The organism is Pedobacter sp. 05T44 (assembly GCF_056395985.1).
This window is the reverse complement of the sequence record NZ_JBFTKO010000008.1, coordinates 91,074-106,447: the sequence shown is the minus strand read 5'-3', so window position 1 is coordinate 106,447 and position 15,374 is coordinate 91,074. Positions and strand designations below refer to the sequence as shown.

Here is a 15,374-nt window from a genome sequence, read left to right as displayed (position 1 = left end):
ATGAAAGCAAAACATTTGTTTATCTATCTGGCCATTTTAACATCAGTTATTGCAGGATGCAAAAAGGCCAATATTGATGTGGATCCTGATACGGGAAACGGGACTGTTACCGGTGAGGTTTCGGGAATCTGGCTAAAAGGAAGTACACAATTTATTAAAGGCGATATCATTATTCCAGAGGGCAAATCCTTAACCATTGAAGAGGGCGTTACAATTGTAATGGATACTGTTGCAAAGCCGGAGATTATTGTAAAAGGAAATTTATATGCGCAGGGTACTGCAGATTTTCCAATAAAATTTACAGTTGCAGAGGAATTTAGAACTGAAGCAAAAAAGTTTGGAAGGCTTTGGGGAGGAATTCTTGCTGCACCAAGCTGCGAGGAGTTATTGCTTGACCATACGATAATAGAATATGCAGGTGCAACAACTTCTGATGCTTCAACTTCTGTGAAGCAACACTTGTACAAGGCAGTAGCTGGTGAAAACTTGCCAGCACTTTGGTTTTCGAATGTAAATGGCAAACTAGTAGTAACAAATAGCATTTTCAGAAATCTGCAGGAAGACTGTACTTACATAGATGGTGGTAAAGTAATTTTCGCAAACAATTCCTTTTACACTACTGGAGTTACTGGTGGCGAGGCCATCAATTTGAAATCTGGCTGTGTGGCTGATGTTGCTTACAATTTAGTTTACAGTACAAACACCAATGCATTAAAGTTATCAAACAGTGGCGACCGCACACCGCAGGCTTACATTGTTGTTTATAACAATACTATGGTAAATACAGGATGGCGACGTCCTACAGCAAAGGGAGGATCTATCTGGGTAGAGGCAACGGTACGCGTAAGTGTTTATAACAATATGTTTGCAAATACTCGTTTTGGAATTAAAAGAGATACAAAAAAACCAGAGGACGATAGGTCTGTATTCGGGAATAATTACTATTATGGATTTAATCAGGTTACTGTAGATCAGTTCCAACCAACAAAAGAGATCATTGCAGGGACAAATGATATCATCAGCAAAACAGCCGGGGATAATGATCCTATGTTCATAAATTACCCATTGAACATTCCGGTTGATAATGCAACTTTTAATACCGCATGGGATTTCCATTTAAAACCAGGCTCTCCGGCGCTTGGAAAAGGTACAACAAACTTTACCAGACATTATGCTTCGGGACTGGTTTTAAATGGGGTGACCTATAAATCACCTGACCCATCTGGCTACATTGGTGCATATGGCACAAACTAGCTTAATTAAGAAGTTACCACTTTAAAGAATAAGAAATATTAAATTAATACCTAATGAATAAATACACCCAGATATTTATATTCCCGGCGATGCTTATATCGATAAACATGGCCTGCACCCAACAAAAAACAGATACCAATGACGCGGTAAAGCCTTTATACACTACAGAACCAGTGCAATTTGACTCTGATGATCCGGCAATATGGATTAACCCGGTAGATTCTTCAAAATCATTGATCATTGGAACTGACAAAGACGAAAATGGCGGTTTATATGTGTTTGATCTGAAAGGCAAGATCATTAAGGACAAGACTATAAAAGGATTAAAACGACCTAATAACGTTGATATCGCATATGGTCTGCTGCTTGGAAGTAAAAAGACGGATATAGCAGTTACAACAGAGAGAATGACACATAAACTCCGCATCTATTCTCTACCTGATATGAAGCCCCTCGATAATGGTGGTGTTCCCGTTTATGAAGGTGAGAAAGGTGAAATGTACAGAGACCTGATGGGCATTGCAATGTACACCAGTCCTAAGGGTGAAATCTATGCCATTGCCGGTAGAAAAACAGGGCCTAAAGACGGTTCTTATTTATGGCAATATTTGCTTGAAGACGATGGTACAGGACACATCAAGGCAACCCTGAAGCGCAAATTTGGAAACTACAGCGGCAAAAAAGAAATAGAGTCGATTGCAGTAGACAACGAGATGGGCTATATCTATTACTCAGATGAGCAGTTTGGCGTTCGCAAATATTATGCTGATCCGGCTAAAGGGAATAAAGAGCTGGCCTTATTTGCCAAAGAGGGTTTTACTGAGGATAATGAGGGCATTAGTATCTATAAAACTACGGACACAACAGGTTACATCCTGGTATCAGATCAAAGTGCAAACCACTTTAAAGTCTATAGCAGAGAAGGTGTAAAAAATAAGAACGACCACCAACTCATTACAAGTATTAAGGTATCAACCAACCAGAGTGATGGCTCAGACATTTACTCGAAACCACTTAATGCCGATTTTAAGCATGGAATTTTTGTTGCGATGAGTGACAACAAAACATTTCAGTATTACAGATGGGAAGACCTGGCAGGTAAATTATTAAAAGTAAACTAAAACTGACGGATTAAAAGCTACTCTTTTCTCGGGTAGCTTTTCTTTTTTGTCTGATAAGTCTGCGTTTTTCTCTGTCAGCTTTTATTTTTTCGAATTTCGCTATTTGTTCCTTTATCTTTTTTTCCTTTTGTGGAGTTACACCGACACTGTACTTTATCCCCTGAAAAAGTGTTTTCCAGATAAAACTAAAAAAGGAAGCTGTTTTTTCCCGTTCAAATTTTATTGATGCCGCTATAAGTACACCGTCTGTTTTAGGATTATCTGAATTAATAATCATTGCATTCGCCAAAAAAGACATTAGCCCCTGTTTAACTAAATGATCACGCCCTTCTTCTTTTTTAAGCAGTGCTACAGAAAGGTCGTTAAAAGCAAATTTGACTTTACCAGTTGCAAGGGTTTCATTTGCATCGATATTAAACTCAAGTTTTTTAACGTGCCCGCTTTTCACTTCAACCATTCCTAACGGCTTGGTAATTCTATTAAGCACCCTTCCATCCATCTGGCCCAAAGTTCCTGAGTAAGAAAAAGCGCCATCATTTGCGGCAAGATTAAACTTAAAATTCACATCCAGTTTACCCTGTCCCATCATGTAGCTCGTTAATTTAGCAAACATATAGGGGTTTTTATTTTTGATTTTTTCTGAATTGGTTATGTTGGTTATGCTTCCTGAGGTTTTTTCAAAGGTGATTCTCCCCTTCTGCTTACTATCCTTATCGAATTCCGCATAGGTCAAATCTATATTACTTAAATTAAGCTGTTTAACTGTAAGCAATCCCTTAACCTTTTGCAATAGTTGATGAGGATATTTCCCTATTTTAATCTCGGTTCTTTTAGGAAGTTCATTATTATTAAAAACGGATACGGAGCCATTGTTTACATTCATCTCGGTAGCGTAAAGCTCCTGTTTACGAACATACAAAGGCAGATTAATGCCTTCTAAACTAATGTCACTCATCTGAATATCAAACCTGTCTTTTGAAAAACCTACTGTTTTTCCAAACTTCATTTCATCGTACCGTGGAACAACACTAAAACTCTTTATATTGAGCTTACCTGATGATGCTCTAAAATCTAACTGATTAAGATTGATATGATACAAACTATCGGGCGTGGCGAAAGTGTAATTATTTAAATTTATGACTACGTCTTTAAGCAAATAAAACCTACTGGTATCCCTAACTGAGTTTTTATCGATMAACMAGTTTTTTAGTGTGACATTTAGATTCTTAATGGAATCAATCTCTGGTTTGGCTAGGTTTTTATTAACGTATTTAAAGGAAATGTTTTTAAGGTCGATGGTTTTTACTTTAAGCTCCTTTACAAATTTAGAAATGTAGTCATAAGGCGATTTATCAGAAAATGGCTTTTTGAGTTCATTAAACTCTAACTGTTTATTTACCATTATAATTTCCGGATTATCAAACAATAGGAGGTCGATTTTTACCTTTTTATATCGCAGCAGATCAATAGGATGAAAGTTTTTTATAACCAGCTCTTTTAGCTGTATGTAATAGATGTTATTTGGTGCGTGTTTTAGACGAACCATCTTTTTCAGAATATTAGTATCGGGGGTAATTTTAACGTCTGACAATGAGGCTCTCCCCGTAATAAAATTTGTACCGACGTCAGAAAATTCTATGCTATACAAGCTGTCCGTGGCATTTAAAACGAGGTCTCTGACTTGTGCCTTAATTATTGGTTGAAACCTGACGCTTAGGTGTCTGGATGCCGCAACCAACAGTAAAATAAAGAAAAGCATGATCCCGGAAACCCATTTAAGCGTACTATAACTCTTTCGGACTTTTTTGATCATAGGCCTTAGTGGTTTAACCTAATATACGAATTTATTCATCAGGCGTTAGGTATCAGTCTTTTTTTTCTCGGCCTTTCTTTCGGCGCGTTTCTTCTTTCTTTCTTCTCTTTTTTCGCGCCGTTCCTGTTTTTTATCCTTTACTTTTTCCATTGCTTGTTCGGGTGTTTTCACGGGAACAATGCCTAATCCAACGGTCTCCCTCATACCTATAAAAATACCTTTCCAAAGTAAATTAAAAAACGAGGCAGCAGGTGTTCTTTCAAAAGTAACCCTGGCTGTTCTTAGTGCCGCTCCTTTGCCCGGATTTGCATCTTCAATTAAAAGACTATTTGCAAGAAAAGATAAAAATCCTTTCTTCTTACCTATTCCCCCATTTTCACCTTCTTTAAGCAATTTTATTTTAAGGTCTTTATAATAGAAATGAACAATGCCCGAAGCACCTTTCATATTGGCTTGAATATCGAAATCAGTTCCCTGCATCTGTCCGCTTTCTATTTCAACTAAGCCCATGTTCTTTGCCATTGGGTTTAAAACAAGCATGTTCATTGCTCCTACATTCCCTTTGTAGGTAAAAGAAGCATCTCTAGCTGTTAGGTTAAAATTTATAGTAACCTTAATACGGCTGGTTTTCATTACCAGTGCTGTTAAATTTGCAATAGCATGGTTGTTCTTTGCAAGTCTAACTGAGTCATTAGTTAAATTGAGAATATTCCCAGTCAGGTTCTGGAAATACACTGTTCCTCTTTTTTGAGTGATCGGATTGTACTCTGTATAGGCAACATCGATATTGGATAACTTAACGGTATCGATAATTGTTTCAATAGGTAATCTTTTAAGTGCAATATGAGGGAAGTTATGAGCCTTATCAAAATTAGGGGGAGGAGGCAATTCTCTATTCACAAAAATGCCCGCATTTGCAGGGCCTACCTTTAGGGCTCTTGCATATAAACTGCCTTCAGCACTTAGTTTATTAAAATCTACTCCTGTAAAGGTTATTTCATTAAATTTTAAATCGTACCGATCTTTACCATATTTATATTTTCTGGTAAATGCTAAGTCTGGATGAAGTGGGATCATTTGCAGACCTTTTATACGAATATTTTTATTACTAACCGAACCAGCAACTGTATCTATTTTTGTAGTATACATCCCATCTTTACCCGTAGCTCTATATCCTGTTAATTCAAAACTGATGTCTTTTGTATAATAAAAACGTGTGGTATCAGACTTAGAAAGAGAATCGATAAGCAGATCTTTAACAGTGATATTTAGATGTTTTATTGAATTTAAGGGTTTAGAAGTAGCTCCGTTAATATAATCAAAGTCGGCATCTATTATTTTAATGGCCTTTACATGGATGGATTTTAGTGTTTTAGATATCTGATCATACAAACTGCGCTTATCTGCAGCGGTATCTGTTTTTTTGACAACTTTATAATGAATCATATTAATGGAGGGTTGCTCCATAATGATGGAATTCATGTTTATCCGTTTCTTAAAGTAGGCAGTAAGTACACCAATTCTGCTTAACTGTAGACGCGCCAGTTTTATTTGGAACAAGTTAGCAGGAGCAAGCTGAAGTTCTTTTAGCTGATTAAAAACTGTAGTATCAGGCGTTAAAGTAACACTATCGAGTACTGCACTTCCGGTGATCAGATTAAGGCGAATGTCTTTAAAATTAATCCTATAAAGTTTCTGAGAACCGTTGTAAACCCCATCTTTTATTTTTTCGGTAAGTAGTGGCTTCCATTTTGCACTAAAATATAGAGCAACACCCCCTACTAGGAGGATCAAGGCTGTAAGAATACCCACAAGCCACTTTATTACTTTGTATTTTCCTGATTTATTGGACGTCATATTTGTGTAGCCTGCAATATCAAGGCCATAATGAGAAATAAGGCTGGCTATTGTCACAAAATATTCATTTAGCATTCTGCCAATTTGTCATTTGTAAATTAAATTACGTATTTTTGAAGCCCATAAAACAATTGACCATTTATGATTGATTTACAGCTTACAGATAAGACACATGATGAAGAGCGCCAGGGCGAGGCTTTAATTGTTGATGCACCTTTGGTGCGCAATGGCCGCAAACTGTATATTGAAAGTTATGGTTGCCAAATGAATTTTGCGGATAGCGAAATTGTTGCATCTATATTATTAGATCAGGGATTTGAAACTACTGGTGATTACAAGGAGGCTGATGTAGTATTTATAAATACTTGCTCTATCCGTGAAAACGCAGAACAAAGAGTACGTAACCGCCTATCGCAATTTGGTGCCGAAAAGCGCAGAAACCCTAAACTTATTGTAGGTGTTCTGGGCTGTATGGCTGAACGTTTGAAATCAAAATTTCTTGAAGAAGAGAAATTGGTTGATGTAGTTGTTGGACCGGATGCATACCGTGAATTGCCACAACTGCTAAGTGAAGTAGAAAGTGGTCATAAAGCTATAAATGTGCTATTATCCCGTGAGGAAACTTATGCAGACATTAGTCCTGTTAGGTTAAACGGGAATGGCATTACCGCATTTATTTCTATTATGCGCGGTTGTGATAACATGTGTTCTTTTTGCGTAGTTCCTTTTACAAGAGGTAGAGAGCGTAGCAGAGACCCACATTCGATTATGGCGGAAGCTCAGGACCTATTTGACCGGGGCTATAAAGAAGTTACTTTACTTGGTCAGAATGTAGATTCATACAAATGGAAGGGTAATGATGCTGATGATAGTACTGAAATTGAAGTTAACTTTGCTCAATTGCTTGAAAAAGTAGCTTTGATTAGTCCTGACTTAAGAATTCGTTTCTCTACTTCTCACCCTAAAGACATTACCGACGAAGTTTTATACACCATCGCTAAATACGATAATATATGCAACTATATACACTTGCCTATTCAATCAGGAAGTAGCAGGGTATTAGAATTAATGAACCGTACTTACACCAGAGAGTGGTACATTAACAGGATTGATGCGATCAGGAATATCATTCCTGACTGCGCAATTTCATCTGATATTATTGCAGGTTTTTGTACAGAAACAGAAGAAGAACATCAGGAAACGCTTAGCATTATGGACTATGTGAAATATGATTTCGCATTTACCTTTAGTTATTCTGAGCGACCAGGAACCCTTGCTGCACGTAAGTTTGAAGATGATATTCCGGAAGATGTTAAAAAACGCAGGTTAAGTGAGATCCTGATTAAACAACAGGAAACTTCTTTATATCGTTTACAACAATTTGTTGGAAAAACTGTTAGGATTTTAGTGGAAGGGACTTCAAAAAAATCAGATAAAGATTTCTGCGGCAGAAATGATCAGAATGCAATGGTGGTTTTCCCGGCAACAGAAGGTGTTAGCGCAGGGCAATATGTATATGTGCACATAGACCGTTGTACCTCGGCAACCTTATTAGGAACTGTTGTAGTTGAAGAGCCTGAAATTGTTTAATTAAACACAGATTACATTGGACGTACAAGACATAAAAAATCGTTTTGGGATAATTGGTGGTTCTCCGCTATTAAACCGGGCTATAGATATTGCCAGGCAGGTTGCGCCAACCGACATGTCTGTTTTAATTACGGGTGAAAGTGGTAGTGGTAAAGAGGTTTTCTCTCATATTATCCACCAGATGAGCACCCGCAAACACGGGGCCTTTATTGCTGTAAACTGCGGGGCCATTCCGGAAGGAACCATTGACTCTGAATTATTTGGCCACGAAAAAGGATCTTTTACCGGAGCCCATGAAGCCCGCAAAGGTTATTTTGAGGTAGCAAACGGAGGCACCATTTTTCTTGATGAGGTTGCAGAATTGCCTTTAGGTACTCAGGCACGTTTGTTACGTATCCTTGAAAGCGGTGAGTACCTTAGAGTCGGCTCATCCAAAGTGCAAAAAACAGATGTACGAATTATTGCAGCAACCAATGTTGATGTTTATAACCGTGTAAAATCTGGTAAATTCCGTGAAGATTTATATTATAGATTAAATACTGTTCCATTGCGCATTCCTGCCTTGCACGAACGCAAAGAAGACATTTATTTATTATTCAGAAAATTCTCTGCAGACTTTAGTGATAAATACCGCAGCCCGGGCATACAGCTTGAGCCTGAAGCAATACAGATTTTGAGCAATTACAGTTGGCCGGGAAATGTACGTCAGTTAAAAAATATTGCCGAACAGATCTGTGTTCTGGAGAAAGACCGGAATGTTACAGCAGCAGCTTTGCTGAACTACATCCCTAATGAAAGCGCCACAAATCTACCTGTAGCAATTAACGGGAATACGAAAGAAGATTATACAGAAAGAGATATCCTTTACAAGGTTCTTTTTGATATGAAAAAAGATATGATGGAATTGAAAAAGCTGGTAGCAGAAATCATTCAGAGTGGAGGAAATACTTCGCACATCATGGCAGACAACCCTCATTATATCAATCAGCTTTATCAGGAGGTGGATCAGACTTATGGCAATGAGCAAGCCACCCTTACTATTAAAAAGCCTGTTCAAAATGCTCCTGTGGATTACAACTATACCCATGAAGCAGAAGAAGTTGAGGAATCTCTATCTTTAATAGATAAGGAATCTGATCTGATCAAAAAAGCATTGAAAAAACACAAAGGAAAGCGCAAATTTGCTGCTCAGGAATTAGGCATCTCCGAACGTACGTTATATAGAAAAATTAAAGAATTGAATTTAAACTAAGGATGAAAAATCTATCTATAATCATATTACTATTCTTTTTTAGTAGCTGTACAGTAGGGCTAAAAGGAACTTCCATTCCTCCTGAAATGAAAACAATCAGCGTTAAGGTTTTTGAAAACAATGCCCCTTTAGTAGTAGCTTCCTTAAGCTCACAATTTACAGAGGAATTGAAAACACGTATCAGGAACCAAACCAACTTAAGTATTACACAGAATGATGCTCAAGGTGTTTTTTCTGGAAATATTACCGGATATAGCATCACCCCTGTAGCCATAACAGACAACAAGCAACCTACAGCAGGTGCAAACAGGCTATCGATAACGGTTAATGTAAAATACGTAAACAATCTTGATCCCAAACAAAGCTTTGAGCAATCTTTTGAGCGTTATAAAGATTTTAAACTGGCGGGAAACCTGCAAGCACAAGAACCTGCTTTAATTAAAGATGTTACTGCTCAGCTTATTGAGGATATTTTTAACAGGGCTTTTGCACAATGGTAGGTCAAAATAGAGATCAATTATTAACTTAGCATCGTGGAGCAGGATATGAATATTAAAGAACAGCTAACAAGATTAATTGCTGTACCTGAGAAAACATCTCAGGATGACACAGTTATGCTTCAAGATCTCGTTAAGCAGTATCCTTATTTTCAACCCGTTCATCTGCTGCTGGCAAAAGCCACTTTGAATACAGATGAGGGCAATGCCAATCTTGCTACTGCTGCCCTGTACACGAATGGACAGCTACTCCATAATTTTATTCATGAAACAGAACGCTTAGAGCCGGTAGGTTTCAACGTTGTCAGCTATTCACCTTCAGAATCTTTCGGTAATAACCCTGAAACCTTAGACGAATTTGTAATTGATGAAGTTCCTTCTGAATTGGAAGAACAAAAGATAAGCGATGACCAGGAAGTATTTGATGAAATTGGCGAAGTAAACATAAGTGATTATCATTACGCTGATACACCTCCGATTACTCTTGAAGAAAACAGAGAGAACCCAGAGGATGACCTTGTTTTAGAGAACATTGTAGCTACAGATTTTTTCGCCTTTCAGGAAAATTTCAAAGTTGAACCAGTAACAGAAACTTCGGAAGTTACTGAGAATCAAATTGAGGAATATAAAGAAGAAGAGCCTGTTGAAGAAGATGATACGATTGTGATCAGTAAATATGATGATGATCAGCTTCCTTACACATTTTTATGGTGGCTTGCTAAAACAAGAAAAGAGCATCAGCAAATATTTCAACCTTACGCTTCGCCCAAGCATGTTAAGCAAGAGCAGGAGCAAAAACCGGATAGAAATAAAAAAGCAAATGAGCTTCAGCAGCAATATGTGGAGAATATATTTCACATGCAGAGCCCATTTGATGAAGAAGAAAGTGAATATTCGCCAAATGAGTTTAAACAACGCTCAAAGGGAGCTGAAATTATTGAAAGCTTTATAAAGAACGAGCCTCAGATAAGTCCACCTAAACCAGAGCAAATAAATAACGAGAATAAAGCCAAAAAAAGTGCGGAGGACCATAATGACCTGGTATCTGAAACGCTGGCAAACATCTATATTGAGCAGATGCTTTATGACAAGGCCATAGAGACTTATGAAAAATTAAGTTTGATGTTTCCAGAAAAAAGCCGTTACTTTGCCGACCTTATTCAATCGATAGAAAAAAAAATTTAACAACCTAACATAATATGCTTTTCTTAATTATTTTATTAATCATCGTTTGTATTGCCTTAGCGCTATTTGTTTTGATACAAAATCCTAAAGGTGGTGGTCTGGCAACAGGCGGATCTGGCAGTAATATGTTTGGCGTTCAACGTACAGGTGACGTTTTAGAAAAAGGAACCTGGGTTTTATTAGCGCTTGTTGTAGTGCTTACTTTATCAATTACAACTATTGGTAAATCAGGCGGCTCATCAGCAACTGGAGCTGGTTCTAAAATTCAGGAACAACTTGACAAGACTCCTACTCCATCTCCAATTGGTGGCGGCAATACTGCTCCTGCTCCGGCAAATACGCCACCAGCAGCAACAGACACTACAAAAAAATAAGTTCTTATATTCTATAAGAATGCAAAAGCCCGGAAGTAATACCACTTCCGGGCTTTTTTTTACCCCTGCCACTCTGACACAAAAATAGTTTGCCTTAATCCATTAGCTGACAAGGCTGTGTAAATTTGTCAAGCTTAAGCCCCTTGGCACAAAAACTGATATGTACTTCGTGCGTAATTAAATTACTTTTACATTTATAAATCTAAAAACAAAACAATAATAAGTTATGGCTTTAAACTTTAAACCTAATGCAGATAGAGTAGTTGTTGAAGCTGCTGCTGCAGAAGAAAAAACAGCTTCTGGTATTTATATCCCTGATACCGCTAAAGAAAAACCTCAACAAGGAATAGTAGTAGCTGTAGGACCTGGTAAATATGCTGATCAAACTGGAAATCTAATCCCATTAAGTGTTAAGGTTGGTGATCAGGTTTTATACAGTAAATATGGTGGCACTGAAGTTACTATTGAAGGTACTGAGTATTTAATTATGAGAGATTCTGATATCTTAGGAACTCTTTAATCCAAGTATAATTATTGAAATGAAATTGGTTAATGCTTAATTCATTTCAGCTTAAACAAGAATCAAAAAAAATAAAATGGCAAAACAAGTAAAATATAATGTAGAAGCCCGCGACTCTCTGAAAAGAGGTGTTGACATTTTGGCTAATGCTGTAAAAGTAACTTTAGGCCCAAAAGGTCGTAACGTAATCATTGACAAAAAATTTGGCTCACCTGCTATCACTAAAGATGGTGTTACAGTAGCTAAAGAAATTGAATTGAAAGACCCAATTGAAAATATGGGTGCTCAAATGGTTAAAGAAGTAGCTTCTAAAACTGCTGATATTGCGGGTGACGGAACGACAACTGCAACTGTGTTAGCTCAGGCAATTGTAACTGCAGGTATTAAAAACGTAGCTGCTGGTGCAAATCCAATGGACTTAAAACGTGGTATCGATAAAGCAGTTACTGCAATTGTTGAGAACTTAAAAGCTCAATCGCAAACTGTAGGTGAAGACAACAACAAAATCAAACAAGTTGCGTCTATCTCTGCTAACAATGACGAAGTAATTGGTGCATTGATCGCTGAGGCTATGGGCAAAGTTGGTAAAGATGGCGTTATTACTGTTGAAGAAGCAAAAGGTACTGAAACTGAAGTAAAAACAGTTGAAGGTATGCAATTTGACCGTGGTTACTTATCTCCATATTTTGTAACTAATGCTGACAAAATGGAAGCGGAATTAGAAAACCCTTACATTTTGATCTACGACAAAAAAATCAGCAACATGAAAGAATTGTTGCCTGTATTAGAAAAACAAGTTCAAACTGGTAAACCGCTATTGATCATCGCTGAAGATTTAGACGGTGAAGCTTTAGCTACTTTAGTAGTTAACAAAATCCGTGGATCTCTGAAAGTTGTTGCTGTTAAAGCCCCAGGTTTTGGCGACAGAAGAAAAGCAATGTTAGAAGACATCGCTATTTTAACTGGCGGTACTGTTATCTCTGAAGAAAGAGGTTATAAATTAGAGAATGCTGACCTTACTTATTTGGGTACTGCTGAGAAAGTTGTTGTTGACAAAGACAACACTACAATCATCAATGGTGCTGGTCAGTCTGAAGACATCAAAGCTCGTGTTAACCAGATCAAAGCTCAAATTGAGACTACTACATCTGATTATGACAAAGAGAAATTACAAGAGCGTTTGGCTAAATTAGCTGGCGGTGTTGCAGTTCTTTACGTAGGTGCAGCTTCTGAAGTTGAAATGAAAGAGAAAAAAGACCGTGTTGATGATGCTTTACATGCAACCCGCGCAGCGGTTGAAGAAGGTATCGTGGCTGGCGGTGGTGTTGCTTTCATCCGTGCTATCGAGGCGTTAGAAGGCATGAAAGGTTCAAATGATGACGAAACTACTGGTATCCAGATCATTCGTCGTGCCATTGAAGAGCCTTTACGTCAGATTTGCCAGAATGCTGGTATCGAAGGTTCTATCGTTGTACAAAAAGTTAAAGAAGGTAAAGCTGACTTCGGTTACAATGCCCGTACTGATGTATATGAGAACCTAATTGCAGCTGGTGTTATCGATCCAACTAAAGTTGGTCGTGTAGCATTAGAAAATGCAGCTTCTATTGCGGCTATGTTATTAACAACTGAGGTTGTTTTAGCTGATGATCCGGAAGAAGCTCCTGCAGGTGGTGCTATGCCTCCTATGGGTGGTGGTGGTATGGGTGGAATGATGTAATCATTATTTGCCTACACATATAAAAAAAGACCCGCTGTTATCAGCGGGTCTTTTTGTTTTAAATCTTTGTTATATTTAGGTAGTTAAAACATGATGGAGAATTTTTTAGAGAACGGTCATTTCCTTACGCTTAGTGAAGTGAACAAATTTTTACTGGCAACACTACTATGTGGTTTAATTGGTGCGGAGCGAGAGTTCAGAAGCAAACAGGCTGGACTAAAAACCATGATCATGATTGGTCTTGGTTCTACATTATTCACCATTCTGTCTATAAAAATTGGTTTAAGTAGCCATGATCGTATTGCCTCCAATATTGTTACTGGCATAGGCTTTTTGGGTGCAGGTGTTATTTTTAAAGAAGACAATCAGGTTAAAGGCTTAACTACAGCTTGTGTAATATGGATTGTAGCCGCAATTGGAATGGCTATTGGTTCTGGATATTATGAACAGGCAATAGGTGTAACACTGGTTGTTCTATTGGCCTTACTTACTTTTCCCTTTTTAGAAGATATGGTAGAACGCCGCTTTACTAAAAGAGTTTACAGAATCGTAAAAAGATTTGAAAATGAAAGTCTGGAGAAATATGAAGAAGACATCAAGACCTCTAAATTAAAGCTTACCCGGGGCAAGCAGGAACTCGCTAATGGCATCATCAGTGGAACATGGATAGCCATAGGGAGCCCCAAAAACCACAAAAGATTTGTAGACCGTATGCTTCAGGATAGAAATATCATAGCATTTGATTTTTAAGTTTTAGCTTTGCATTATGCAAAGAGAACAGATCTCAGTATTTGATATTTTTAAGATAGGAATTGGACCTTCAAGTTCACACACCCTTGGTCCGTGGCGAGCAGCACAGCAATTCACAGCTTCGTTAAAACAGCAAAATTTATTAGGTGAGGTTGAGCAAATAAAGATTTTGCTTTACGGATCCTTAGCAAAAACTGGTAAAGGACATGGAACTGATGTTGCCATATTATTGGGACTGGCAGGTGCAGATCCAGTAACATTTGATGTAAACTCGATTGAGTGTACTATTGAATCTATCAAAAAAGAGCAGTCACTAATTCTGGCAGGAGAAAAACCAATTGAATTCAACTATGATGAGGATCTGATATTTCTCCTTTTTGAAAGCCTTCCATTTCACCCAAATGCGGTTACTTTTCAAGCGTTTCTAAAAACGGAAAAAGCAATATCCGAGACCTATTACTCTATTGGCGGTGGTTTTGTAGTTAAAGAAGGAGAGGATGGTAAAGAAAGAGAGCAGGTTGATTTACCTTTCCCTATTGAAAAAGCTGGAGATCTGTTACACTGGTGCCTTACTACAGGACTTAAAGTTTCTGAGGTAGTAATGGAAAATGAACTGGCCTGGCGGACAGAAGCTGCAACAAAAACAGGAATTTTGCAGCACTTCAATGTAATGAAGGATTGCATTTACAGAGGGTGTCATACCTCAGGTTTTTTGCCGGGAGGGCTAAACGTGGCCAGAAGGGCCGCAGCGCTTAATAAAAAGCTGATGGGCAATAGTGTGTACACTAACTATGAAAGTTGGATAATGGCCATTAGAGCAGGCGGAAATGGATTTAATTACACGCTTGACTGGGTGAGCTGTTTTGCCCTGGCTGTTAATGAAGAAAATGCTTCATTTGGCAGGGTGGTAACGGCCCCAACCAATGGCGCGGCTGGAGTTATACCAGCGGTATTACAATACTTTATAACATTTTGTGATGGATTTGATGAAGAAAAAATTACACAGTTCATTGCCTGTGCGTCTGAAGTAGGCAGTATCTTCAAAAAGGGAGCTACAATATCTGCTGCTATGGGCGGATGCCAGGCCGAAATCGGAGTGTCTTCAGCAATGGCAGCAGCTGCGCTCACTGAGTGTTTAGGAGGCTCTCAGAGACAGGTTTTAATGGCTGCTGAAATAGCCATGGAGCATCACTTAGGCCTTACCTGTGACCCTATTGGTGGTTTAGTTCAAATACCTTGTATAGAAAGGAATACTATGGGCGCTATTAAAGCAATTACAGCAAGTCARCTTGCATTGCAAAGTAACCCGGACAAAGCCAAGGTAAGTTTAGACGCCGTAGTTAATACGATGTGGGAAACTGCTTTAGATATGAATTCGAAATATAAAGAGACATCTGATGGCGGTTTGGCTACCAATATTCCAATAAGTTTGCCTGAGTGCTAA

13 protein-coding genes are annotated in these 15,374 nt (G+C 38.1%); 11 read left to right on the top strand and 2 right to left on the bottom strand.

Features of this window, described 5'->3' with window-relative positions; genetic code table 11:
• Positions 1 to 1,254 carry a right-handed parallel beta-helix repeat-containing protein gene (locus AC1DDK_RS14240; protein WP_172661768.1) on the top strand — a complete coding sequence of 418 codons (1,254 nt, stop codon included), beginning with the start codon at positions 1 to 3 and terminating at the stop codon, positions 1,252 to 1,254.
• A 53-nt stretch (positions 1,255 to 1,307) separates the two neighbouring features.
• Positions 1,308 to 2,375, top strand: coding sequence for a phytase (locus AC1DDK_RS14235; protein WP_216854416.1), 1,068 nt, complete (start codon positions 1,308 to 1,310; stop codon positions 2,373 to 2,375).
• A gap of 10 nt (positions 2,376 to 2,385) precedes the next feature.
• On the opposite strand, the gene AC1DDK_RS14230 is transcribed toward AC1DDK_RS14235, so the two are convergent.
• Together AC1DDK_RS14230 and AC1DDK_RS14225 are read right to left on the bottom strand one after the other, a co-directional pair.
• A complete protein-coding gene (locus AC1DDK_RS14230; protein WP_477633952.1) occupies positions 2,386 to 4,188 on the bottom strand; it encodes a hypothetical protein in 1,803 nt (600 codons plus the stop codon).
• A 45-nt stretch (positions 4,189 to 4,233) separates the two neighbouring features.
• Complete coding sequence (locus AC1DDK_RS14225; protein ID WP_337717306.1) at positions 4,234 to 6,120, bottom strand: AsmA family protein; 1,887 nt, start codon at positions 6,118 to 6,120, stop codon at positions 4,234 to 4,236.
• A 66-nt stretch (positions 6,121 to 6,186) separates the two neighbouring features.
• Between AC1DDK_RS14225 and miaB the strand changes: the two genes are divergently transcribed.
• The 9 genes from miaB to AC1DDK_RS14180 all read left to right on the top strand — a co-directional run bounded on the left by miaB (position 6,187) and on the right by AC1DDK_RS14180 (position 15,374).
• Positions 6,187 to 7,635 carry a tRNA (N6-isopentenyl adenosine(37)-C2)-methylthiotransferase MiaB gene (miaB, locus tag AC1DDK_RS14220; RefSeq protein ID WP_172661772.1) on the top strand — a complete coding sequence of 483 codons (1,449 nt, stop codon included), beginning with the start codon at positions 6,187 to 6,189 and terminating at the stop codon, positions 7,633 to 7,635.
• A gap of 16 nt (positions 7,636 to 7,651) precedes the next feature.
• On the top strand, positions 7,652 to 8,887 hold the full coding sequence (locus AC1DDK_RS14215; protein ID WP_172661775.1) for a sigma-54 interaction domain-containing protein: 1,236 nt from the start codon (positions 7,652 to 7,654) through the stop codon (positions 8,885 to 8,887).
• Positions 8,888 to 8,889: 2 nt separating this feature from the next.
• Positions 8,890 to 9,387: an LptE family protein gene (locus AC1DDK_RS14210; RefSeq protein WP_172661776.1), complete on the top strand. Its 498-nt coding sequence runs from the start codon at positions 8,890 to 8,892 to the stop codon at positions 9,385 to 9,387.
• 45 nt (positions 9,388 to 9,432) lie between these two features.
• A complete protein-coding gene (locus AC1DDK_RS14205; protein ID WP_216854417.1) occupies positions 9,433 to 10,569 on the top strand; it encodes a hypothetical protein in 1,137 nt (378 codons plus the stop codon).
• A 14-nt stretch (positions 10,570 to 10,583) separates the two neighbouring features.
• Positions 10,584 to 10,943 carry a preprotein translocase subunit SecG gene (gene secG / locus AC1DDK_RS14200; RefSeq protein ID WP_048907793.1) on the top strand — a complete coding sequence of 120 codons (360 nt, stop codon included), beginning with the start codon at positions 10,584 to 10,586 and terminating at the stop codon, positions 10,941 to 10,943.
• 226 nt (positions 10,944 to 11,169) lie between these two features.
• Positions 11,170 to 11,463, top strand: a complete 294-nt coding sequence (groES, locus tag AC1DDK_RS14195) for a co-chaperone GroES (RefSeq protein ID WP_048907794.1) — start codon at positions 11,170 to 11,172, stop codon at positions 11,461 to 11,463.
• 76 nt (positions 11,464 to 11,539) lie between these two features.
• A complete protein-coding gene (gene groL, locus AC1DDK_RS14190; protein WP_048907795.1) occupies positions 11,540 to 13,180 on the top strand; it encodes a chaperonin GroEL in 1,641 nt (546 codons plus the stop codon).
• A gap of 90 nt (positions 13,181 to 13,270) precedes the next feature.
• Positions 13,271 to 13,930, top strand: a complete 660-nt coding sequence (locus tag AC1DDK_RS14185; RefSeq protein ID WP_246269625.1) for an MgtC/SapB family protein — start codon at positions 13,271 to 13,273, stop codon at positions 13,928 to 13,930.
• A gap of 16 nt (positions 13,931 to 13,946) precedes the next feature.
• On the top strand, positions 13,947 to 15,374 hold the full coding sequence (locus AC1DDK_RS14180) for an L-serine ammonia-lyase (RefSeq protein ID WP_172661780.1): 1,428 nt from the start codon (positions 13,947 to 13,949) through the stop codon (positions 15,372 to 15,374).